Here is a 23,160-nt window from a genome sequence, read left to right as displayed (position 1 = left end):
ACTTACCCTCCCAGGAACGAGCGGCGCACTTCCGGGTCCGCCAGCAGGTCCTTGCCGGTGCCGGTATGGGCATTTGCCCCCTGCACCAGCACATAGCCCTTATCTGCGATCTCCAGCGCCTGGCGGGCGTTCTGCTCCACCATCAGGATGGAAATCCCGGTCCGCGCCACCTCGATGATGCGGTCGAACAGCTCGTCCATCACGATCGGGCTGACACCCGCGGTCGGCTCGTCCAGCAGCAACACCTTGGGCCGCGTCATCAGCGCACGCCCCACGGCCACCTGCTGGCGTTGCCCGCCTGACAGCTCACCCGCCGGCTGGCGACGCTTTTCCTTGAGGATCGGGAACAGGTCATAAACCTGCGCCATCGTCCCCTTGTAATCGTCGCGCCGAATGAACGCGCCCATTTCCAGGTTTTCTTCGACCGTCATCGAGGTAAAGATGTTGTGCGTCTGCGGCACAAACCCCATGCCCTTGATGACCCGGTCCTGCGGGCTCAGGCCCGTGATGTCCTCGCCATCCAGCCGGACCGAGCCCTTGCGCAGGTTCAGCATGCCGAACGTCGCCTTCATCGCCGTCGACTTGCCCGCGCCATTGGGCCCCACGATGACGGCGATCTCACCCTTGTTCACCGCGATGGTGCAATCATGCAGGATGTCCGGCCCGGTCTTGCCATAGCCGCCCGTCATGCTGTCACCGATCAGGAACGCGTCGCCCGTATGCGCCGCCGCCCCGGTCCCGGGCGCCGGCTGAAACTCAGCCCGACCCTGCGGATTGGTGATCGAGGCATCCTTGTTGCCGTGATCGTCCTGATAAGGGTTCTTGCTCATCCGCGCCCCCCTTCTTCTTTTTGCAAATATCCCGGGGTCTGGGGCAGAGCCCCAGTCCACCCGTCCCCAAAGGCACAGAGTCCGATCATGCGCCCACCTTGTCCTTGTTCTTCAGGCCGGTGCCCAGATAGGCCTCGATCACCTGTTCATTGGCCTTGATCTCGGCCAGCGAGCCCTCGGCCAGAACCTTGCCCTCGGCCATGCAGATGACCGGGTCACAGATCTTGTCGATGAAATCCATATCGTGCTCGATCACAACGAACGTATAGCCACGCTCCTTGTTCAGTTGCTTGATCGCGTCGGCGATGGTGTACAGCAACGTGCGGTTCACGCCCGCGCCGACCTCGTCCAGGAACACGATCTTGGCGTCCACCATCATGGTGCGCCCCAGCTCCAGCAGCTTTTTCTGCCCGCCGGACACTTCGCCCGCCTTCAGATCGGCGATATGCTCGATCGTCAGGAACTCCAATACCTCGTCGGCCTTGGCGCGCAGGGCGCGTTCCTCGTCGGCGATGCGCTTGCGCCCGAACCAGGTGTTCCACAGGGTTTCCCCCAGCTGCCCGCCCGGCACCATCATCAGGTTTTCCCGGCAGGTCATCGAGCCGAACTCGTGCGCGATCTGGAACGTCCGCAGCAGCCCCTTGTGGAACAGCGCGTGCGGCGGCAGGCCCGTGATGTCCTCGCCGTCCATGATGACGCGCCCGCTGGTTGGTTCAAGAACGCCGGCGATCACGTTGAAAAGAGTGGTTTTTCCGGCACCATTGGGGCCAATCAGCCCGGTGATCGAGCCGGTCTCGATCCGCAGGCTCGCGCCGTCCACGGCATGGAACCCACCAAAGTGCTTATGAAGGTCTTCGACGACAATCATAGGCATCCCCCGTCTTGTAAGCGCGATTTTTGCGCTGTTTTATTGGAAACAGCCCGGCGTTTGGCCGGGCTGTCCTGTGTCGTCAAGCGTGACTTAGCGGTACTTAACCGTGGTCAGCTTCCCGTCCTTGATCTCGATCTCGCGGTAACCGCCTGCGGCTTCACCGGGTCCGATCAGTTCAACTGCGGTTGCGCCGACATAGTCGATGTCGCCGCCACCGGCCAGGATTTCCAGCGCCTTGGCCAGTTCACCGGGATAGATCTTTTCGCCCGGTGCGTTGGCCACGTCCATGACCTTGGCTTTGTAGTCGCCCGGCTCCGTCGAGCCAGCGGCCTGCATTGCCAGCAGGATCAGGGCTGCTGCGTCATAGCTTTCGCCGACATAGGGGCCGTCGCCGCCGGCAATGCCAGCATCCGCGATCATCTTGGCCATCATCGTCGCGCCTTCGCTCTCGGTGCCGGGAACGGTGCCGATCGAGCCGTTGATTTCCGCGCCAAAGGTGGTTTCCAGCGCGCCGCCGATCATGCCGTCGGGCAGAACGAAGGTTTCAAACGCACCCGCGTCCAGCGAGGCGCGGATGATGCCCGGGCCGCCCTGGTCGACGTAGCCCGCCACGACCAGCGCGTCGCCACCGGCAGCTGCCAGTGCGCCGACTTCGGCCGAGTAGTCAGCCTTGCCGTCTTCGTGGGCTGCGGTGGTGGTCACGGTGCCGCCAACAGCTGCGTATGCGGCTGCAAAGCTGTCCGCCAGACCCTTGCCGTAGTCGTTGTTGGTGTAGGTCACGGCCACCGACTTGATGCCTTTTTCCATCAGCACGTCGGCCAGAACCTGGCCCTGACGCGCGTCAGACGGCGCGGTGCGGAAGAAAAGACCGTTGTCTTCGGCTGCGGTCAGCGCCGGCGAGGTTGCCGACGGAGAGATCATCACGACACCGTTCGGCACGGCGACGTTGGCCAGGATTGCGCCGGTCACACCCGAGCAGTCCGCGCCCATGATGCCCTTGACGCCTTCCGAGGTGATCAGGCGTTCAGCGGCGGCAGTTGCGGCACCGGCATCGACGCAGGTCGAGTCGGCACGCACGGGGGTGACCTTGGCGCCGCCCATCAGCTTGCCGCTGGCCGACACTTCTGCCATCGCCAGCTCTGCGCCCGCGGCCATCGCCGGGGTCAGCGATTCGATGGGGCCGGTAAAGCCCAGAATCACGCCCAGTTTGACCTCGTTGCCGTGGCTACCTGCAAAAGCCGAGCCAGCCATCAGCGCGGTTGCGGCAGTCGCCATCAGAAATTTTTTCATATTTTACTCCCAAGTTGGAACGATTGTCCGGGCTCGACCCTAGACCTCGTTTTTAGAAAAGAAAAGCGCCTTCGAAACAGTCACTCTGACCGGCGTAAGGGCACCTTTCCGATTTGTTTTCTGACCGGATGGTCTAAGGCACACAATAACGCAGGCGCGCCCGATTGCGACTCGATTCCGTCGCTTTCCACGCCTCAGGGTTTGCCGCTCGCGTGGCTTCCACGTTCGCGGTAGGGGGTCGTGTTGTAATGCGCCCGGTAGCACTTGGAAAAATGCGAGGGACTGGCGAATCCGCAGGCCAGCGCCACGTTGATCACACTCATATCCGTCTGCATCAGCAGATTGCGCGCCTTTTGCAGCCGCAACTCCATGTAATAGCGTTTCGGGCTGCGGTTCAGGTAGCGGCGGAACAGGCGCTCCAACTGGCGGGTGGACATGCCGACCTGAGTCGCCAGCGCGGCGGGGCTGATCGGATCCTCGATATTGGCCTCCATCTTCTGGATGACCTGCGCCAGCTTGGGGTGCCGCACCCCGATCCGCGTCGGCGTCGACAGCCGCTGCGCGTCCCGGTCCGTGCGGATCGAGTTGTAGATCTGCTGATCCGCCACCGCGTTGGCCAGTTCCTCGCCGTAGTCCGAGGCGATGAAGGCCAGCATCAGGTCGATGGACGAGGTACCCCCGGCGGTGCTGAACCGCGTGCCGTCGATGACAAAGACCGACTTGGTCAGGTCCACCTCGTCGAATTCCTCCAGGAAACTGTCGTGGTTTTCCCAGTGGATCGTGGCGCGCTTGCCGTCCAGCAGCCCGGCCTTGGCCAGCACGTAGCTGGCAGTGCACAGCCCGCCCATCATCAGCCCTTTGCGCGCCTCGCGGCGCAGCCAGTTCAGCATCCGTTTGGTCGCCGCCGCCTGCACGTCGATGCCGCCGCAAACCACAACGGTGTCATCGCGGCTCAACTCGCCCAGATCACCGTCCAGTTTGAACTCGGTCCCGGCCGAGCACTGGATCGTCCCGCCGCCTTCGCCGACCAGCGTCCAGCTATACAGCTGACGCCCAGACATCATGTTGGCGATCCGCAGACTGTCCAGAGCCGAGGCAAAGCTCAGCAACGTGAAATTGGGCAACAGCACAAACACGAAACGCCGCGGCTTGGGGCCCAGCGGCTCTACCTCCACGATGATCTGATCAATTTCCATTTAGGCATCCCCAAAGCTTTGCCGAACAGTATCAGCACCTTTGCGCGCGCCCCGCAAGAGGCACTGAACGCGACAGACTTTTGTCGCAAACGTACGGGCAATTCTGTGTGGCGCAGGGGCGGGGCCTTCTGTATAGATGGCCCACCAATTTTAGACCAACCGGAGTGGAACGATGAGTGAGTGGCAAAAAACCGATTGGCGCGCCAAGCCCAGGGTTCAAATGCCCGACTATACGGATGCGGCCGAGCTGACCGCCGTCGAGGCACAGCTGTCCAAATATCCGCCCCTGGTCTTTGCCGGCGAGGCCCGCAAGCTGAAGAAAGCCCTCGGTGCCGCCTCGCGCGGCGAGGCCTTCCTGCTGCAAGGCGGCGACTGCGCCGAAAGCTTTGAACAATTCAGCGCGAATGCGATCCGCGACACCTTCAAGGTGATGCTGCAGATGGCGATGGTGCTGACCTTCGGCGCCAAGGTGCCCGTGGTCAAGGTCGGCCGCATGGCGGGCCAGTTCGCCAAGCCGCGCTCGGCCCCCACCGAAACTGTCGGCGGCGTGGAGCTGCCCAGCTACCGTGGCGACATCATCAACGAGCTGGACTTCACCAGCCAGGCCCGCATCCCGGACCCCAAGAAGATGCTGCAGGCCTACACCCAGTCGGCCGCCACGCTGAACCTGCTGCGCGCCTTCTCGACCGGCGGCTATGCGGACATCCACCAGGTGCACCAGTGGACGCTGGGCTTCACCGAGGGCGAAAAAGCTGCCAAGTACCGCGAGATGGCCAACCGGATCAGCGACACGCTGGATTTCATGATGGCAGCCGGCGTTGATAGCGCCTCCAATCACTCGCTGCAGACGGTGGATTTCTACACCAGTCACGAGGCGCTGCTGCTGGAATACGAAGAGGCGCTGACCCGTCTCGACTCGACCTCTGGCAAATGGCTGGCAGGCTCCGGCCACATGCTGTGGATCGGTGACCGCACCCGTCAGCCCGACGGTGCCCATGTCGAATTCCTGCGCGGCGTGCTGAACCCGATCGGCCTGAAATGCGGCCCCACCACCACTGCCGAAGACCTGAAGGTGCTGCTGCACAAGCTGAACCCGACGAACGAGGCCGGCCGCCTGACCCTGATCGCCCGCTTCGGCGCCGGTAAAGTCGGTGAAAACCTGCCGCGCCTGATCAAGGCCGTGAAGGAAGAAGGCGCCAACGTGGTCTGGACCTGCGACCCGATGCACGGCAACACGATCAAATCGGCCACCGGCTACAAGACCCGTCCGTTTGAATCGGTGCTGCGCGAAGTGCGCGAGTTCTTCGCCATCCACAAAGCCGAAGGCACCATCCCCGGCGGCGTGCATTTCGAGATGACCGGCCAGGACGTGACCGAATGCACCGGCGGCGTCCGCGCCGTAACCGAGGAAAACCTCTCGGACCGCTACCACACCGCCTGCGACCCGCGCCTGAACGCCTCGCAGTCGCTGGAGCTGGCTTTCCTCGTGGCCGAGGAACTGTCGGCCTACCGCGCCGAAAAGCTGCAGGCCGAAGCGGTCTGAAACACCAGTTACTAAAGCTCAAAGGCGCGCCGATCCCCCGGCGCGCCTTTTTGTTTGGAGCGTTTTATCAGTGTCCCGCAGCCCTGATCGCACGGCCATGAGTATTTTCATCAGAAAGAAGCCTAAGAACTGAACTGAATGGAGGGCGCACGCATTTTTGTTTCTTTCTGATCCAAATACTCACGTCGCACCGACCCACCAGATGCGCGACGGTCGGTCAGTCGTCGGACGCCACCAAGCGCAGATAGGGTTTGCGCGGCGCGCTGTCCGCGTGGCGCAGGTCGGGGCGATCGAAGGGTTGGGGGGCTTCGGCCATGGCGTAGATGCGCGGACGGGGCAGGGGGATGGCGCCGCTCAGGGGACGGCATTGCTGTGCCTCCATTCCGAAGCGGCGGGGCGCGCGGCCCAGGGTGCCGTGGGTCGACAGGCAGGCCAGCGCGCGCGTGATGCGGCCGTCTCCGTCACTTAGCGGCAGGACCAGCAGACGCGCGTCCAGCTTTGGTTTGCCAATCGCCCGTTCGGCCGCCAGTTCCGCGACCATCTTGGCAGGGGCGGTAAAGACCTGCTCCAGGTAGTCGGCAAAGCGCGCGCGGTCTTGCGGGGCGATCAGGGCGGATATGGGCATGCCGCGCACGTCCATGCCCATCAGGTCGTTCAGGTGGTTTCCCGCCAGCCGGATGCGCGCGATACCCGGCGCGATGCGTTCCAGCAGCATGACGTGGCCCAGGGCGCCCTCGATGCCGCGCGGGTCGATGTCCAGCCGTCCGGGCACCAGCCGCGTGCCTTTCAGCGCGGTCCAATAGGCATCCACCTCGGATATTTCGGGAAACCTGTTCTGCATCAGATGCTGGCCGATCTCGACCACCTTCTCGTTATCTCGCCCACCGAAAATCATCGCGTTCACCCACGGTTCCATCGCCCCCCTGCGCGCCGCAACCGTTTGTTAACCAAGGTTACGGAGCGAAAGGTTACCCAAGACTTAATATACCTTCGTTTGGCTAAAATTGCCGGTGAAATCGCCTCAAATGGTTAACCGTTGAAAGCCCGGGTTGCCCATGCGGGGCGGAATGGCGTAGGGCTGTGCCAGCAATCGAAGGAGAGAGCCGTGATCAAGTCGATGACCGGTTTTGCCTCGGGGACGGGCGAGACCGCGCCGTTTTCCTGGGGCTGGGAGCTGCGTTCGGTGAACGCCAAGGGGCTGGACCTGCGTCTGCGGGTGCCCGACTGGATCGACGGGCTGGAGGTCGGCCTGCGGACCGCGCTGACGCGTGCCCTGGGTCGGGGCAGCGTGTCGCTGTCACTGAAACTCGCGCGCGAGGAAACCGCCGGGGCGATGGCGCTGAACGCGGGCGTGCTGTCCTCAGCGCTGGAGGCGATGCGCCAGATCGAGGAGGTGGCGATGGCTGCCGGTGTCTCTCTGACCCCCGCCACGGCGGCCGAGGTGCTGGCGATCAAGGGCGTCGTCGAAACCCGCGCGACCGAAGATGACACCGCCGCGCTGCGCACCGCGCTTTTGGCCGATTTCGAGACCGTGCTGGCGCAATTCCTGAAGATGCGCGCCGACGAAGGCCGCGCCCTGCATGTCATCCTGACCCGCCAGGTCGATCACATCTCTGATCTGGTGGCGCAGGCACAAGCCGCCACCGCCGCCCGCCGCGAGGAGATGGAGCGCGCCCTTCGCACCGCGTTGGACAAGGTGCTGGCCAACGTGGCCGAGATGGACGAGGCGCGCCTGGCGCAAGAGTTGGCGCTGATCGTGGTCAAGACCGACATCACCGAGGAGCTGGACCGCCTGAACGCCCATGTCGCCGCCGCGCGCGCGCTGCTGGGTGAAACCGGCCCCGTCGGGCGCAAGCTGGACTTCCTGATGCAGGAGTTCAACCGCGAGGCCAACACCCTGTGCTCCAAGTCGCAGAACGCCGATCTGACCCGCATCGGGCTGGAGCTGAAAACCGTCATCGACCAGATGCGCGAACAAGTGCAAAACGTGGAGTAACCCATGCAGCGACGTGGCCTTCTGATCATCCTGTCCTCGCCCTCGGGGGCTGGCAAATCCACCCTGACGACCCGCCTGCGCGCCTGGGACCCGGGGCTGAGCTTCTCGGTCTCCGCCACCACCCGCGATCCCCGCCCCGGAGAGGTGGACGGAGAGCACTACCACTTCATGACGCACGACGCCTTCCGCGCCTCGGTCGATCAGGACGGAATGCTGGAACACGCGCAGGTCTTCGGCAATTACTACGGCTCGCCCAAGGGGCCGGTGAAAGAGGCAATCGACGCAGGCCAGGACGTTCTGTTCGACATCGATTGGCAGGGCGCCCAGCAGATCCGCAACTCCTCGCTGGGGATGCACACGCTGTCGATCTTCATCCTGCCCCCCTCGATCACCGAGCTACACCGCCGTCTGGTCAGTCGTGGTCAGGACGCGCCCGAGGTCATCGCCAAGCGCATGGCCAAAAGCTGGGACGAGATCAGCCATTGGGACAGCTACGATTACGTGCTGGTCAATGACGATCTGGACAAGACGACCGAGGAGTTGAAGACTATCGTTCAGGCCACCCGCCTGCGCCGTGTGCAACAGCCCGCGCTTGTGGCCCATGTGCGCCAATTGCAAACCGAGTTCGAGGAGCTGAAATGACCCTATACGCCCTGGATGGCATCGTCCCGCAAACCCCTGAAGACGGCGATTTCTGGGTCGCACCCGACGCCAACGTGCTGGGCAAGGTGCGTATCGGCAAGGGGGCCTCGGTCTGGTTTGGCTGCACCCTGCGTGGCGACAATGAACTGATCGACATCGGTGACGGCACGAACGTGCAGGAAAACACCGTAATGCACACCGACATGGGCTTTCCGCTGACCGTGGGCGTCAACTGCACCATCGGCCACAAGGCGATGCTGCACGGCTGCACCATTGGCGACAACAGCCTGATCGGCATGGGCGCAACCATCCTGAACGGCGCCAAGATCGGCAAGAACTGCCTGATCGGTGCCGGTGCGCTGGTGACTGAAAACAAGGTCATCCCCGATGGCAGCCTGGTCATGGGCTCCCCCGGCAAGGTCGTGCGCGAGCTGGACGAGGCCGCGATCAAGCGCCTGACCCTCAGCGCGCTTGGCTATCAGGCCAACGCCCGCCGGTTCCGCGCTGGTCTGAAACCGGCCTGATCCGGGGCAGGGGGCGCGCATGTCCGAGACGCTGATACAGGATACGCTGGCCGCGATCCCCATGCCTGCCCTGCTGGTTGCTGCCGGTGAACGCATCGTCGGCGGCAATGCCCTTGCAGCCAACCTTCTGGGGATCGAACAGCTGGCCGACCGGCACCTGCTGACGGTGCTGCGCCAGCCCTCGGTTCTGGACGCGATCGAGGCGTGCCGCGCCTCGGGTGAGGCGCGCACCACGCGCTACCTGACCACGCAGGGCCGCAACGACATGACCTATCGCGTGCATTGCGGCTTTATCCGCGACGTGGCGCGCACCGGCGTTCTGGTCACGTTCGAGGACGTCACCCACCTGGAAACCGCGGAACAAATGCGCCGCGATTTCGTCGCCAATGTCAGCCACGAACTGCGCACACCGCTGACCGCACTTCTGGGTTTCATCGAAACGCTGCAGGGCCCGGCCAAGAACGACGCCGCCGCGCGCGACCGTTTCCTTGGCATCATGGCGAACGAGGCCGGCCGCATGAACCGCCTTGTCCGCGATCTGCTGTCGCTGTCCCATGTCGAGGCGCAGGAACGCATCCGCCCGGGCGAGGTCGTGGTGCTGAACGACCTCATCACCTCGGTGCTGCGCAACCTGACCCCGCTGGCCGAAAAATCCGGCGTGGCGCTGAAGACGGACATGCCCGACACCCCGGTCAAACTGCCCGCTGACAGCGACCAGTTGCGCCAGGTGCTGACCAACCTGGCCGAGAACGCGATCAAGTACGGCGGCCAGAACGGCACCGTCACGATCTCTCTGTCCGAGATGGACCGCGACCCCGCCCTGCGCGCCCCGGCGGCCCGCATCTCGGTCAGCGACACCGGCCCGGGCATCGACCCGGTCCACCTGCCGCGCCTGACCGAGCGGTTCTACCGTGTCGACAGCCACCGCTCGCGCGAGATGGGCGGCACAGGGCTGGGGCTTGCGATCGTCAAACACATCGTGAATCGCCACCGCGGCCGCCTGAAGATCGAAAGCGAACTGGGGCATGGCAGCCGCTTCACGGTGATTCTGCCGCTCTGAGTCGCCTGAACGCGACCTTTGCGTGTGCAGCATTCGCTCACTCTCGCAAAGGTGTCTTAATCCGGCACCTGCGCCCCGATTTGTGACACGTTACCCCAGCGTAAAGACCATCTGTCATTTGTCTGTTACATTGGCGTCACAAAAGGTTGTCAAACGACTTTTAAATCGCGGCACAGAGGCCGGCACCAAGTCTGGCCCGCAACCGAAATCAGGAGTTTCCTCATGTCGTTCGTGAAACTGACCGCCTCGACCCTGGCGATCGCTGCCGTTTCCGCCACCGCTGCCGCTGCCCGTGACCAGGTGCAGATCGCCGGTTCGTCCACCGTTCTGCCCTATGCCTCGATCGTGGCCGAAGCCTTTGGTGAAAACTTCGACTTCCCGACCCCCGTCGTGGAATCGGGCGGTTCGTCGGCCGGCCTGAAGCGTTTCTGCGAAGGCGTCGGCGAGAACACCATCGACATCGCCAACGCATCGCGTCAGATCAAGGACAAGGAACTGGCCACCTGCGCTGAAAACGGCGTCACCGACATCATCGAAGTCAAGATCGGCTACGACGGCATCGTGTTTGCCTCGGACGTGAACGGCGCAACCTTCGAATTCACCCCTGCTGACTGGTACAAGGCCCTGGCCGCCGAAGTCGTCGTCGACGGCAAGCTGGTCGCCAACCCCGCCAAGACCTGGGCCGACGTGAACCCCGCCTTCCCGGCTCAGCCGATCCAGGCGTTCATCCCCGGCACCAAGCACGGCACCCGTGAAGTGTTCGAAGAAAAAGTGATCCTGGCCGGCTGCGAAGCCACCGGCGATTTCGAAGCGAAACTGGCCGGTGCCGCAGGCGACGACGAGAAAGCCAAGAAAAAAGCCGCTGAAAAGGCCTGCATGGCGCTGCGCACCGACGGCCTGTCGGTCGACATCGACGGCGACTACACCGAGACCCTGGCCCGCATCGAGTCCAACAAGGACGGCATCGGCGTGTTCGGTCTGGCCTTCTACGAAAACAACACCGACAAGCTGCAAGTGGCCACCATGTCGGGCGTCGTTCCCTCGACTGAATCGATCGCAACCGGCGAATACCCGGTGTCGCGTCCGCTGTACTTCTACATCAAGAAGGCCCACATCGGCGTGATCCCCGGCATCAAGGAATACGCTGAGTTCTTCGTCTCGGACGAGCTGGCAGGCCCCGATGGCCCGCTGGCCGAGTATGGCCTGGTTTCGGACCCCGAGCTGGCCAAGACCCAGGCGATCGTCGCCGACGAAGCCGTGATCGGCTCGAACATGTAATCGACCCCGGAGAGAGCGGAGCGCCGCTCTCTCCACCTTCTCGCCGTAAGGCAAACCAACTATCGGAGCGGACATGCCTGTTCTGTGGCTCTTCCTCGTCGTCCTGGCCCTCACGGGGTCGGGATTTTTCATTGGACGCCAGCGCGCATTGGCCAGTGCCAAAGGGGACTCGCGCAATCTGCATTCCCGCCTGCCGTATTATGGCACCCATGCCGCCATCAGCGTGATCGTTCCGTCCCTGCTGGTCATGGCGATCTGGCTGTTCGTGCAGCCCCTAGTCGTCTCAAGCGCCGCCGAGGCGGTGCTGCCCCAGGCGCTGCTGACCGCCGACGCCTCCGCCGGCCTGCTGATGGCCGAGGTCCACCGCGTCGGCGCTGAGCTGGTCGATCAGGGCGTCACCGGCCCGCTGGCCGCTCTGGTGCCCGCTGGCACCACCGCCGAACTGATCCCTGCGATCGAGCTTTACGTCGCCAACACCCATACCGGCCACCTGTGGATGAGCATCGCCGTCATCCTTGTCGCATTGGTCATGGGCGGTCTGGCCCTGCGCCCGATCAACGCTGAATTCCGCGCCCGCAACACGGTCGAGCGCACCATCATGGCCCTGCTGATCGCCGCTGCATCGCTGGCGATCCTGACCACCGTCGGCATCGTGCTGTCGATGCTGTTCGAGACGATCAACTTCTTCGGCCTGCATTCCTGGACCGACTTCTTCTTCGGCACGACCTGGGCGCCCAACTTCCGCGGCGACTCGGATCTGTCGATCCTGCCGCTGCTGTGGGGCACGCTGTACATCTCGCTGATCGCGCTGATCGTCGCGGTGCCGACCGGCCTGTTCGCGGCCGTGTACCTGTCCGAATACGCCGGCCCCAAGACCCGCGCCTTTGCCAAGCCGCTGCTGGAAATCCTGGCTGGCATCCCCACCATCGTCTACGGCCTGTTCGCGCTGCTGACCGTGGGCCCGATGCTGACCACCCTGTTCAGCGCAGGCGGCCTGCTGGGCGTTGACTGGATGAAGGGCGCCACCTCCGTTCTGACCGCGGGTGTGGTAATGGGCATCATGCTGATCCCCTTCGTCAGCTCGCTGTCCGACGACATCATCAACGCCGTGCCGCAATCCATGCGCGACGGCAGCCTGGGCCTGGGCGCCACCCATTCCGAGACCATCCGCCAGGTCGTCATTCCCGCCGCCCTGCCGGGCATCGTGGGTGCGATCCTGCTGGCCGCCAGCCGCGCCATCGGTGAAACGATGATCGTGGTGATGGGGGCAGGGGCGCTGGCGAAATTCTCGCTCAACCCGCTGGAATCGATGACCACCATCACCACCCGGATCGTCAGCCAGCTGACCGGCGACGGCGACTTCTCCAGCCCTGAAACGCTGGTCGCCTTTGCCCTGGGCCTGTCCCTGTTCGTCCTGACGCTGGGCCTGAACGTCCTGGCGCTCTTCATCGTCCGCAAGTACCGGGAGCAGTACGAATGACCGACGCAACCACCTCTTTGCTGACGCAGGACGCGCGCACCAAAAAGCGCAACGCCGCCGAGGCCCGCTTCAAGCTGTACGGCATTGCCGCGATCGGGATCGGCGTCGCCATGCTGATCCTGCTGCTGGTCACCATTCTGGGCAACGGCGTGGGCGCCTTCCAGCAGACCTTTGTCACGCTGCATGTCGAGCTTCAGGAAAAGAAGCTGGACAAGAAGGGCAACCGCGACCCCGAGGACCTGAAAAAGGTCACCACCTTTGGCTATGACCCGCTGATGAAAGCCGCCTTCGACAAGGCCGTGAAAGAGGCGAATGTCGAGACCAAGCTGAAGCCCAAGGATCAGGCTGCCCTGCTGTCGAAATCCGCCGCGGCCGACCTGCGCAACTACGTGCTGGCCAACCCCGAACATATCGGCAAAACGATCGAGTTCACCTTCCTCGCCAATTCGCGCGTGGATGGCTACCTGAAGGGCCGCGTCACCCGCGAATCCATCGCCAACGACAAGAACATCAACGCCGCCCAGCTGGATCTGGTCGATCAGCTGGTCAAGGCCGGCGTGATCGAGAAACGCTTCAACCCGGCCTTCATTCTGGGTGCCGACGCCTCCGACCAACGCCCCGAGGCCGCCGGGATCGGTGTGTCGATGGCCGGTTCGTTCTTCATGATGCTGGTCGTGCTGGTGCTGGCGCTGCCCATCGGCGTCGCCGCCTCGATCTACCTCGAGGAATTCGCCCCCAAGAACTGGATCACTGACATCATCGAGGTGAACATCTCGAACCTGGCCGCTGTGCCGTCGATCGTGTTCGGTATCCTTGGTCTGGCCGTGTTCATCAACACCATGCACCTGCCGCAATCGGCCCCGCTGGTCGGTGGTCTGGTGCTGACCCTGATGACCCTGCCGACCATCATCATCTCGACCCGCGCGGCGCTGAAATCGGTGCCGCCCTCGATCCGTGACGCGGCCCTGGGGCTGGGCGCCAGCCGCATGCAGGCGGTGTTCCACCACGTCCTGCCGCTGGCCGCACCCGGCATCCTGACCGGCACCATCATCGGCCTGGCCCAGGCACTGGGGGAAACCGCGCCGCTGCTGTTGATCGGGATGATCGGCTTCATCGCCTCGAACGCCCCCGGTGGCGTGGCCGAGGGCCTGCTGTCGCCGAACTCGGCCATGCCCGCGCAGATCTACGAGTGGGCCAAACGCGCCGACCCGGCCTTTTACGAACGCGCCTGGGGCGGTATCATCATTCTGCTCGTCTTCCTTGTGACCATGAACACCATCGCCGTCATCCTGCGCCGCCGCTTCGAGCGCCGCTGGTAAGAGAAGGGGGCAACCATGTACGACGCACCAAGTCTGGAGAAAAACGTGGACCAGAAAGCAACCAAGATCGCCGCCAAGGACGTTCAGGTCTATTACGGCGACACCCACGCCATCAAGGACGTCTCGGTCGATCTTCTGGCCAACACCGTCACCGCCTTCATCGGCCCGTCGGGCTGTGGCAAATCCACCTTCTTGCGCTGCCTGAACCGCATGAACGACACCATCGACATCTGCCGTGTGCAGGGCGACATCCGGCTGGACGGCGAAGACATCTACGACAAGCGCGTCGACCCCGTGCAACTGCGCGCCAAGGTCGGCATGGTGTTCCAGAAACCCAACCCGTTCCCCAAGTCGATCTACGATAACGTCGCTTACGGCCCGCGCATCCACGGCCTGGCCCGCGGCAAATCCGAGCTGGACGAGATCGTCGAAAGTGCCCTGCGCCGCGCCGCCCTGTGGGGCGAGGTGAAGGACCGCCTCGACGCCCCCGGCACCGGCCTGTCCGGCGGCCAGCAACAGCGTCTGTGCATCGCGCGCGCCGTCGCCACCGCCCCCGAAGTGCTGCTGATGGACGAGCCATGCTCGGCGCTGGACCCGATCGCGACCGCACAGGTCGAGGAACTGATCGACGAACTGCGCGAGAATTTCTCGGTCGTCATCGTGACCCACTCGATGCAGCAGGCCGCCCGCGTCAGCCAGAAAACCGCCTTCTTCCACCTGGGCAACCTGGTTGAATACGGCGACACCACGCAGATCTTCACCAACCCGATCGATCCGCGCACCGAAAGCTACATCACCGGCCGGATCGGCTGACGGAGGACCCCATGGCTGACAAACACATCGTTTCCGCCTTCGACCGTGACCTCGAAGGCATTCAGGCCCAGATCATGAAGATGGGTGGTCTGGTCGAGGCCGCTATCCTGGACGCCGCCCAGTCGCTGGAAGAACGCGACGAGGAACTGGCCGAAAAAGTGCGCGCTGGCGACAAGGCCATCGACGCGCTCGAGGACCTGATCAACGAGAACTCCGCTCGCCTGATCGCCTTGCGCTCGCCCACCGCCATCGACCTGCGCGTGATCCTGACCGTGATGAAGATCTCGGGCAACCTGGAACGCATCGGGGACTACGCCAAGAACATGGCCAAGCGCACCGGCGTTCTGGTCCAGATGTCACCGATCTCGGGCAGCCACGCCGCCCTGCGCCGCATGGCCCGCGAAGTTCAGCTGATGCTGAAGGACGCGCTGGACGCCTATATCCGCCGCGACGCTGAACTGGCGATGGACGTGATCCAGCGCGACCGCGACGTCGACCAGATGTACAACGCGCTGTTCCGCGAATTCCTGACCTTCATGATGGAAGATCCGCGCAACATCACCTCGTGCATGCACCTGCATTTCATCGCCAAGAACACCGAGCGCATGGGCGACCACGTCACCTCGATCGCCGAGCAGGTGGTCTACCTGGTGCGCGGCAAGATCCCCGAGGACGGCCGCCCCAAGGGCGATCAGACCTCATCGAACGCCGAACTGGGCAAGATCTGAGGGCGCCCGGATGTCTGTGACGCCGCAACCCACCGTCCTGATCGTCGAGGACGAGCCCGCGCAGCGCGAAGTCCTGGCCTATAACCTCGAAGCCGAGGGCTTTCGCGTGGTCCGGGCCGCGAACGGCGAAGAGGGGCTGCTGATGGTCGAGGAAGAAACCCCCGACATCATCGTCCTGGACTGGATGCTGCCCAACGTCTCGGGGATCGAGGTCTGCCGCCGCTTGAAAACCCGCTCAGACACCCGCAGCATCCCGATCCTGATGCTCTCGGCCCGCTCCGAAGAGGTGGACAAGGTCCGCGGTCTGGAAACCGGGGCCGATGATTACGTCGTCAAACCCTATTCCGTGATCGAACTGATGGCCCGCGTCCGTGCCCAGCTGCGCCGCACCCGTCCCGCCACGGTTGGCGAGCGGCTGGAATATGGCGACATCGTGCTGGACGCCGAGACCCACCGCGTCACCCGCGGGGAGGACGAGCTGAAACTGGGCCCGACCGAATTCCGCCTGCTGTCGACCTTCATGGAGAAGCCGGGCCGCGTCTGGTCTCGCGAACAGCTGCTGGACCGCGTCTGGGGCCGCGACATCTATGTCGACACCCGCACCGTCGACGTACATATCGGACGCCTTCGCAAGGCGCTGACCCGCCACGGCGGCGACGATCCGCTGCGCACGGTCCGCGGCGCCGGATACGCGCTGGGATAAGGGCAGGGGGCCGCAAGGCCCCTTTTTCCTGCGTACGGTTTCCTCCAAGAATCGTACAAAAGGCAGGGTTGCGCACGAATGAAATCACCGTACCGCGACAGGTGTTACCAAATGGTTCATTCCGTTTTGGCATGACGCCTTAGCGCGGCAGACCGTCCTCGGTTTCCACCTGCGTCACCAGCCAATCGCGGAAAACCCGCAGCGATTTGTTGCGCGATTTCTCTTGCGGCCAGATCAGGAAATAGCTGCCCAACGACCGCGTCGCGGTACCATAAGCGGCAACCAGACGGCCCGATTGCAGCTCGGGCTGCGCCAGATAATCGGGCAACAGCGCGATCCCCAAGCCGTGGATCGCGGCCTGTGTGATCGTGGTGAACTGATCGTAAACCGTGCCCGTGATCCCCTGCGCCTCGACCCCGTACGAGGCAAACCACTGCGACCACGCATAGGGCCGGGTCTGGATTTGCAGCAGCGGAAACGACAGCAGATCGCGCGGGTGAGCAATGGTATCCTGGGCAATCAAATCGGGGGCGCAAACCGGCAGAACCTGCTCCTCCAGCAGCTTCAAATGATCGGTTCCCAACCAATCTGGTGTTCCATAATGTATAGCTGCATCAAATGGTTCCAGCGCAAAATTAAAGCGATTTAGCCGGGTAGACATGTTGATCGTCACATCGGGGTGCAGGCGGGCAAACTCGGCCAGGCGCGGCACCAGCCAGCGCATCCCAAAGGTCGGCAGGATCGCCAGATTCAGGCTGCCGCCATCCGGGTTGACCTGCAATTTCAGGCTGGCCTGTGCAATCTGTTGCAGGGCGGCGCGGATCTCGGCCACGTAATCCTGAGCGGCGGGCGTCAGCCGCATCTTCTTGCGTTCGCGCAGGATCAACTCGGTCCCAAGCTGGGTCTCTAGCGCCTGCAACTGTCGGCTAACAGCACTTTGGGTCTGGCTCAGCTCTTCGGCGACGGCGGTGGCGCTGCCAAGACGGTCCAGCGCCTCTAGTGCGCGCAGCGAGGCAATCGAGGGCAGAAAACGGCGCGGAGCGATCATGTATGCGTAAAACTCATGATATGATGCGAAAGATTTGCTGTTTTAGCGGCATCTCGGGGGGTAAGGTCAAGGAAATCCCGCCGAAAACTCATATTTCCAGCAGAAAGACCCCGAAAATGACCGACAAACCGACCCTGCGCGCCAAGGATGCACCTGATCTTAACTCTTTTGTGTGGGACGATCCGTTCCGCGTCGAAGACCAGCTGACTGAAGACGAGCGCATGATCCGCGACAGCGCTCGTGCTTATTGCCAGGAAAAGCTGCAGCCGCGTGTGCTTGAGGCGTTCCAGAACGAAACCACCGACCCCGAAATCTTCCGCGAAATGGGCGAGATGGGCCTGCTGGGCACCACCATCCCCGAGGCCTACGGCGGCATCGGCGCGGGCTATGTCAGCTATGGCCTGGTGGCGCGCGAAGTCGAACGTGTGGACAGCGGTTACCGTTCGATGATGTCGGTGCAATCGTCGCTGGTGATGTACCCGATCTACGCCTATGGCACTGAAGAACAACGCAAAAAATACCTGCCGAAGCTGGCTAGCGGCGAATGGATCGGCTGCTTTGGCCTGACCGAACCCGATGCGGGCTCGGACCCGGCGGGCATGAAAACCCGCGCCGTGAAAACCGAAAACGGCTATGTGCTGACCGGCTCGAAGATGTGGATTTCGAACAGCCCGATCGCGGATGTGTTCGTGGTCTGGGCCAAGTCCGAAGCGCATGGCGGCAAGATCCGCGGCTTCGTGCTGGAGAAGGGCATGAAGGGTCTGAGCGCCCCCAAGATCGGCAAGAAAATGTCGCTGCGCGCCTCGATCACCGGGGAAATCGTGCTGGACAATGTCGAGGTCGGCGAGGATGCGCTGCTGCCCTATGTCGAGGGTCTGAAAGGGCCGTTCGGCTGTCTGAACCGCGCGCGTTACGGCATTTCCTGGGGCGTTCTGGGGGCCGCCGAGTTCTGCTGGCACGCCGCCCGTCAATACGGTCTGGACCGCCACCAGTTCAAACGCCCGCTGGCCGCGACGCAGCTCTACCAGAAAAAACTGGCCGACATGCAGACCGAAATCGCCCTGGGCCTGCAGGCCAGCCTGCGCGTCGGTCGCCTGATGGACGAAGCCCAGGCCGCGCCCGAGATGATCTCGATCGTCAAGCGCAACAACTGCGGTAAGGCGCTGGACATCGCGCGTCTGGCCCGCGACATGCACGGCGGCAACGGCATCAGCCTGGAATTCGGCGTGATCCGCCACATGGTTAACTTGGAAACCGTGAACACCTACGAGGGCGCGCATGACGTCCACGCGCTGATCCTGGGCCGCGCCCAGACCGGCCTGCAGGCATTCTTCTGAGGCATCCGCACACAGATCGAACGGGGGCGCCATGTTGCGCCCCCGTTTTTCGTTGCGCGACCGCGAAACCCGCAGTACCCCTTTGGGAACAAGGAGTTATCCATGCGTAATCTGTGGGCGGATACCTGTGCGGAAACCTTCGTCGGCGCGCCTCTGACCGGCGATGTCACGGCCGATCTGGTCATTGTCGGCGGCGGGTTCAGCGGCTGCTCGGCCGCGCTAGAGGCGGCAAAGCAAGGCGCGCGCGTCGTGCTGCTGGAGGCCGAGACGATTGGCCATGGCGGCTCGGGGCGCAATGTCGGGCTGGTGAATGCCGGGCTGTGGCTGCCGCCGGACCAGGTGATGCAGGAACTGGGGCAGGGCGCCGGCATCCGCCTGAACAACGCCCTGGCGGTCGGGCCAGACCACGTCTATCGCCTGATCGAGCAGCACGACATCCAGTGCGAGCCTGTCCGCAACGGCACCCTGCATTGCGCGCATTCTGCAGCGGGGCTGAAAGACCTGCAGAACCGCTACGACCAACAGGCCGCCCGCAAAGCGCCGGTCAAACTTCTTGACATGAACTCTGCCAAGCAAGCCACTGGTTCCAAATCGTTTTTTGGCGCGCTCAAGGACCATCGGGCCGGCACCATCCAGCCTTTGGCCTATGCCAAGGGTCTGGCACGGGCGGCCGCCGATCAGGGCGCATCCATCCACGAAAGCACGCAGGTACGCTCGGTTCGCCACGACGGCGATTGGGTCGTCCAGACGGAAACTGGCACGGTCCGCGCGACGGCGCTTTTTGTGGCAACCAACGCATATCACAAGGATTTCAACGGCTTGCAGCGCGCGACGCTGACGCCGGTGCATTACTTCCAGCTGGCGACCGCGCCGCTGCCGGACACGCTGCGCGCCGATATCCTGCCCAACAAAGAGGGCTGCTGGGACACCGGTCTGGTCATGACGTCGTTCCGGATGGATCAGGCCGGCCGGCTGATCCTGGGCGCGATGGGGCTGCCGGATCGCCTTGGCATCCACGAAAGCTGGGCCAGACGCGCGCTGGGGCGCTTGTTCCCGAAACTTTCCGGTCAACCGTTCCAGCAATTCTGGTCGGGGCGCATCGGCATGACCACGGATCACATTCCCAAGATCCAACGCCTCGGCCAGAACGCGCTGGCGGTCTACGGCTATTCCGGGCGCGGGATTTCGCCGGGGACGGTGTTCGGCGCAGCCTGCGCGCAAACCTTGCTCAGCGGCGATGAAACGCATTTGCCGATCGCACCAGTGGATAGCCATTCAGAGCCGCTCAGCACGCTGAAAGGCTTGTATTACGAGACAGGGGCGCGGCTGATCCATGCGCTGTGGCATCGCATCTAGGTTTCGTATAATCGGTATTATGTTGCCAAAGTGATGTTGTCCTGCAACGACATTTCCTGATTTTTTACTTTTTGGTCGGAACTTTGCTGACTCCATTCGGCCTGAGCGTGTAAAGCTTGGACAAACACACTCAATACAATCCTGGATGCCGCGCCGTCATCACTCTGGCCAGCACACGCAACCTCAGGAGTCTGTCGTGACGATTTCCCAATATCTGACCGCTCTGTCCAACACGCAGAGCATCGAAGAACTTTGGGACATGCATACCAAGAAGATGGCGACCTACGGGTTTGACCGTCTTCTCTACGGCTTTACCCGCTATCGCTCTGGCACCTCGCTTGGCGACCCCGAGGATTACGTGATCCTCAGCAACCACAACCCCGCCTATACCGACGTGTTCATGGGCCAAGGCCTGTATTTCCACGCGCCGATGGTCAAATGGGTTCTGGAAAACGAAGGTGCGTGCAGCTGGAACATCCTGCCGCTGATGATGCAGAACGGCGCGCTGTCGGATGCCGAGCGTAAGGTGATTGCCTTCAACCAGTCCATGCAAGTGACCGCTGGCTACTCGATCAGCTTCCGCTCGATCTCGCCGCGCTCGAAGGGTGCGATCGCGTTGACCGCGCAGCCGGGCCTGACACAGGACGAGGTTGACCGGATCTGGGCGAAGCATGGGGACGACATTCTGGTCAGCAACAACGTGGCGCACCTGAAAATCATGACCCTGCCCTACTCCGGCCCATCCCGGCAGCTGACCAAGCGCCAGCGCGAGGCGTTGGAATGGGTTGGCGACGGCAAAACCACGCAGGATATCGCGCTGCTGATGGGCCTGACGCCCGCGACGGTCGAGAAACACCTACGCCTGGCCCGAGAGGCGCTGAGCGTCGAAACCACCGCTCAGGCCGTGCTGAAAGCGGCGTTTCTGAACCAGATGTTCGTGATGGAAGTCTGACGACGGCCCTGTTTTCAGGAAAAGCAACCGCTCCGAAGGTCAGGTATTCCTTACCTTTGCCCCTCTCAAACGGATAGACCCGTTCAAGGTAGGGAATCCCATACTTTCTTAACCCGGGGTTAAGGGGCAATCTGCACCCGTTCCGTGAGTGGTGGCTTTAGCCAGGGAACAATGGGCGGGAACCCCTGAGATTTCTGGGCTCTTTCTGTTCAACCGGAGTTATCCGGACGTCGGTCCGCAGGCGAATTTCCGTCTGCGGGTCGGCACCCCAAAGATCGGCCCCCGCTTCATCCCCATTTAGTCTGGGGGCCGATCATCCCCATGCGGTGCCGTCCTGTGGCTGGATGGCACCGCATTATTTTTGGCAACCGGCAAAGAAAAAACCCCGGGCGAACCCGGGGTTTCCAATCTCTTGCAAAAGGCTGAAATCAGCCCTTGGCAGCTTTCGCAACTTCTGCTGCGAAGTCTTCTTCTTTCTTCTCGATGCCTTCGCCGACTTCCAGACGGATGAACCCGGTCACCACGGCGCCAGCTTCTTTGGCAGCGGCTTCGACGGTCAGGTCGGGGTTGATCACGAATGCCTGGCCCAGCAGAGTGCTTTCGGCGATGAATTTCTTCATGCGGCCTTCGATCATCTTCTCGATCACGGCTTCGGGCTTGCCCGATTCACGCGCGATGTCGATCTGGATCTGACGCTCTTTTTCCACGATGGCCGCATCCAGGTCTGCTTCGCCCAGGGCTGCCGGGTTTGCAGCGGCGATGTGCATCGCGACCTGCTTGCCGAACGCTTCGTCGCCACCGGTCAGGCCGACCAGAACGCCGATCTTGCCCATGCCGTCAGCGGCCGAGTTATGGATGTAGGTCACGACCTGCTCGGCTTCGATCTTGGCCATGCGACGCAGGCCCATGTTCTCGCCGATGGTTGCGATCTTGTCGGTGATCAGGGTCTCGACCGCTTTGCCACCGATGGTCGCTGCTTTCAGCGCCTCGACGTCAGCCACACCCAGAGCCGCATTGGCGATGTCTTTCACCATGGTCTGGAATTCGCCGTTCTTGGCAACGAAGTCGGTTTCCGAGTTCACTTCGATGGCGACACCGGTGCCACCGTTCACGGCGACGGCCACCAGGCCCTCGGCGGCGGTACGGCCCGATTTCTTAGCGGCCTTGGCCAGACCTTTGGTGCGCAGCCAGTCGCTCGCGGCTTCGAAATCGCCGTCGGTTTCGGTCAGGGCTTTCTTCGCATCCATCATGCCTGCGCCGGTTGCTTCGCGCAGTTCTTTCACCATTGCTGCAGTGATCGCCATTGTGGCTCTCCTCGAATTGGAATGAATTCATCGGGCGCGGACAATGCCCGCGCCCCGTATCAGATTAATGACACGCGATTACGCGTCTTCGCCTTCGATGGCTGCTTCGACGGGTGCGTCTTCCAGGGCACCCAGGTCAACGCCGGCCGCACCCAGCTGGGCGGTCATGCCGTCCAGGGCAGCGCGGGCCACCAGGTCGGTGTACAGCGCGATCGCACGGGCCGCGTCGTCGTTGCCGGGGATGACGTAATCCACACCCTCGGGCGAGCAGTTGGTGTCGACGACGGCCACAACCGGGATACCCAGTTTCTTGGCTTCGGCGATTGCCAGCGATTCTTTTTTCACGTCGATGATGAACAGCAGGTCCGGAACGCCGCCCATTTCACGGATGCCGCCCAGCGAAGCCTGCAGCTTCTCCTGGTCGCGTTCCATGTTCAGACGCTCTTTCTTGGTCAGGCCTTCTGCGCCGCCAGCCAGTTTCTCGTCGATCATCTTCAGACGGTTGATCGATTGCGAAACGGTCTGCCAGTTGGTCAGGGTGCCGCCCAGCCAGCGGTGGTTCATGTAGTACTGAGCCGACTTTTCAGCGGCTTCTGCGATCGGCGCTGCGGCCTGACGCTTGGTACCAACGAACAGCACGCGGCCGCCTTTTGCGACGGTGTCACGAACGACTTTCAGCGCCTGGTCCAGCATCGGAACAGTCTGCGTCAGGTCCATGATATGGATGCCGTTGCGGCTACCATAGATGTACTGACCCATACGGGGGTTCCAACGCTGAGTCTGGTGGCCGAAGTGAACGCCTGCTTCCAGCAGCTGGCGCATGGTGAACTCGGGAAGAGCCATGTCTTTTTCCTTTTCCGGTTTTCGCCTCGGCGGGGGTGAGAAGCGGA

General features: G+C 62.9%; 22 protein-coding genes. 14 read left to right on the top strand and 8 right to left on the bottom strand.

Features of this window, described 5'->3' with window-relative positions; translation table 11 throughout:
* Window positions 1–2: 2 nt before the first annotated feature.
* The 4 genes from E7681_RS07935 to E7681_RS07920 form a co-directional block, all read right to left on the bottom strand.
* Window positions 3–830: an ABC transporter ATP-binding protein gene (locus E7681_RS07935; RefSeq protein WP_136338735.1), complete on the bottom strand. Its 828-nt coding sequence runs from the start codon at window positions 828–830 to the stop codon at window positions 3–5.
* An 85-nt stretch (window positions 831–915) separates the two neighbouring features.
* Complete coding sequence (locus E7681_RS07930) at window positions 916–1,698, bottom strand: ABC transporter ATP-binding protein (protein ID WP_136338734.1); 783 nt, start codon at window positions 1,696–1,698, stop codon at window positions 916–918.
* A gap of 93 nt (window positions 1,699–1,791) precedes the next feature.
* Window positions 1,792–2,991, bottom strand: a complete 1,200-nt coding sequence (locus E7681_RS07925) for an ABC transporter substrate-binding protein (protein WP_136338733.1) — start codon at window positions 2,989–2,991, stop codon at window positions 1,792–1,794.
* 194 nt (window positions 2,992–3,185) lie between these two features.
* Window positions 3,186–4,187 carry a GlxA family transcriptional regulator gene (locus tag E7681_RS07920; RefSeq protein WP_136338732.1) on the bottom strand — a complete coding sequence of 334 codons (1,002 nt, stop codon included), beginning with the start codon at window positions 4,185–4,187 and terminating at the stop codon, window positions 3,186–3,188.
* A 172-nt stretch (window positions 4,188–4,359) separates the two neighbouring features.
* Here E7681_RS07920 and E7681_RS07915 point away from each other — a divergent pair, with 172 nt between their 5' ends.
* Entirely contained in the window at window positions 4,360–5,730 is a 1,371-nt protein-coding gene (locus tag E7681_RS07915) for a class II 3-deoxy-7-phosphoheptulonate synthase (RefSeq protein WP_136338731.1), read from the top strand.
* Window positions 5,731–5,947: 217 nt separating this feature from the next.
* Here E7681_RS07915 and E7681_RS07910 read toward each other — a convergent pair whose 3' ends face one another.
* The gene (locus tag E7681_RS07910; protein ID WP_246032447.1) at window positions 5,948–6,625 is read right to left on the bottom strand and encodes a PAS domain-containing protein; all 678 of its coding nucleotides are present in this window, start codon (window positions 6,623–6,625) and stop codon (window positions 5,948–5,950) included.
* Between the two features lie 210 nt (window positions 6,626–6,835).
* Between E7681_RS07910 and E7681_RS07905 the strand changes: the two genes are divergently transcribed.
* The 10 genes from E7681_RS07905 to phoB all read left to right on the top strand — a co-directional run bounded on the left by E7681_RS07905 (window position 6,836) and on the right by phoB (window position 16,273).
* A complete protein-coding gene (locus E7681_RS07905; protein ID WP_246032431.1) occupies window positions 6,836–7,726 on the top strand; it encodes a YicC/YloC family endoribonuclease in 891 nt (296 codons plus the stop codon).
* Between the two features lie 3 nt (window positions 7,727–7,729).
* Window positions 7,730–8,368, top strand: a complete 639-nt coding sequence (gene gmk / locus E7681_RS07900) for a guanylate kinase (protein ID WP_136338729.1) — start codon at window positions 7,730–7,732, stop codon at window positions 8,366–8,368.
* Entirely contained in the window at window positions 8,365–8,892 is a 528-nt protein-coding gene (locus E7681_RS07895) for a gamma carbonic anhydrase family protein (protein WP_136338728.1), read from the top strand. The genes gmk and E7681_RS07895 overlap by 4 nt, the downstream gene beginning before the upstream one ends.
* Window positions 8,893–8,911: 19 nt before the next feature.
* Window positions 8,912–9,952, top strand: a complete 1,041-nt coding sequence (locus tag E7681_RS07890; protein ID WP_136338727.1) for a sensor histidine kinase — start codon at window positions 8,912–8,914, stop codon at window positions 9,950–9,952.
* A 222-nt stretch (window positions 9,953–10,174) separates the two neighbouring features.
* Entirely contained in the window at window positions 10,175–11,230 is a 1,056-nt protein-coding gene (locus tag E7681_RS07885) for a substrate-binding domain-containing protein (protein WP_136338726.1), read from the top strand.
* A gap of 73 nt (window positions 11,231–11,303) precedes the next feature.
* Window positions 11,304–12,710: a phosphate ABC transporter permease subunit PstC gene (gene pstC / locus E7681_RS07880; RefSeq protein WP_136338725.1), complete on the top strand. Its 1,407-nt coding sequence runs from the start codon at window positions 11,304–11,306 to the stop codon at window positions 12,708–12,710.
* A complete protein-coding gene (gene pstA / locus E7681_RS07875) occupies window positions 12,707–14,029 on the top strand; it encodes a phosphate ABC transporter permease PstA (protein ID WP_136338724.1) in 1,323 nt (440 codons plus the stop codon). The genes pstC and pstA overlap by 4 nt, the downstream gene beginning before the upstream one ends.
* A 15-nt stretch (window positions 14,030–14,044) precedes the next feature.
* Window positions 14,045–14,842, top strand: a complete 798-nt coding sequence (gene pstB, locus E7681_RS07870) for a phosphate ABC transporter ATP-binding protein PstB (protein WP_136338723.1) — start codon at window positions 14,045–14,047, stop codon at window positions 14,840–14,842.
* Between the two features lie 11 nt (window positions 14,843–14,853).
* Entirely contained in the window at window positions 14,854–15,570 is a 717-nt protein-coding gene (phoU, locus tag E7681_RS07865) for a phosphate signaling complex protein PhoU (RefSeq protein ID WP_136338722.1), read from the top strand.
* 10 nt (window positions 15,571–15,580) lie between these two features.
* Window positions 15,581–16,273, top strand: coding sequence for a phosphate regulon transcriptional regulator PhoB (gene phoB, locus E7681_RS07860; protein ID WP_136338721.1), 693 nt, complete (start codon window positions 15,581–15,583; stop codon window positions 16,271–16,273).
* 139 nt (window positions 16,274–16,412) lie between these two features.
* On the opposite strand, the gene E7681_RS07855 is transcribed toward phoB, so the two are convergent.
* Complete coding sequence (locus tag E7681_RS07855) at window positions 16,413–17,321, bottom strand: LysR family transcriptional regulator (protein ID WP_136338720.1); 909 nt, start codon at window positions 17,319–17,321, stop codon at window positions 16,413–16,415.
* A gap of 116 nt (window positions 17,322–17,437) precedes the next feature.
* Here E7681_RS07855 and E7681_RS07850 point away from each other — a divergent pair, with 116 nt between their 5' ends.
* From E7681_RS07850 to E7681_RS07840, 3 genes are all read left to right on the top strand, one after another.
* On the top strand, window positions 17,438–18,658 hold the full coding sequence (locus tag E7681_RS07850) for an acyl-CoA dehydrogenase (RefSeq protein ID WP_136338719.1): 1,221 nt from the start codon (window positions 17,438–17,440) through the stop codon (window positions 18,656–18,658).
* Window positions 18,659–18,760: 102 nt separating this feature from the next.
* A complete protein-coding gene (locus tag E7681_RS07845) occupies window positions 18,761–20,014 on the top strand; it encodes an NAD(P)/FAD-dependent oxidoreductase (RefSeq protein ID WP_136338718.1) in 1,254 nt (417 codons plus the stop codon).
* 196 nt (window positions 20,015–20,210) lie between these two features.
* On the top strand, window positions 20,211–20,966 hold the full coding sequence (locus tag E7681_RS07840) for a helix-turn-helix transcriptional regulator (RefSeq protein ID WP_246032430.1): 756 nt from the start codon (window positions 20,211–20,213) through the stop codon (window positions 20,964–20,966).
* Window positions 20,967–21,394: 428 nt separating this feature from the next.
* On the opposite strand, the gene tsf is transcribed toward E7681_RS07840, so the two are convergent.
* Both tsf and rpsB read right to left on the bottom strand, forming a co-directional pair.
* A complete protein-coding gene (tsf, locus tag E7681_RS07835; RefSeq protein ID WP_136338716.1) occupies window positions 21,395–22,270 on the bottom strand; it encodes a translation elongation factor Ts in 876 nt (291 codons plus the stop codon).
* Between the two features lie 78 nt (window positions 22,271–22,348).
* Window positions 22,349–23,113 carry a 30S ribosomal protein S2 gene (gene rpsB, locus E7681_RS07830; RefSeq protein WP_136338715.1) on the bottom strand — a complete coding sequence of 255 codons (765 nt, stop codon included), beginning with the start codon at window positions 23,111–23,113 and terminating at the stop codon, window positions 22,349–22,351.
* Window positions 23,114–23,160: the final 47 nt, after the last annotated feature.

Source organism: Thalassobius vesicularis (genome assembly GCF_004799325.1).
GTDB classification, from domain to species: Bacteria; Pseudomonadota; Alphaproteobacteria; order Rhodobacterales; family Rhodobacteraceae; genus Thalassobius; species Thalassobius vesicularis.
Note: the sequence above shows the minus strand (reverse complement) of the source record. Positions and strands in the feature narration are given on the sequence as shown.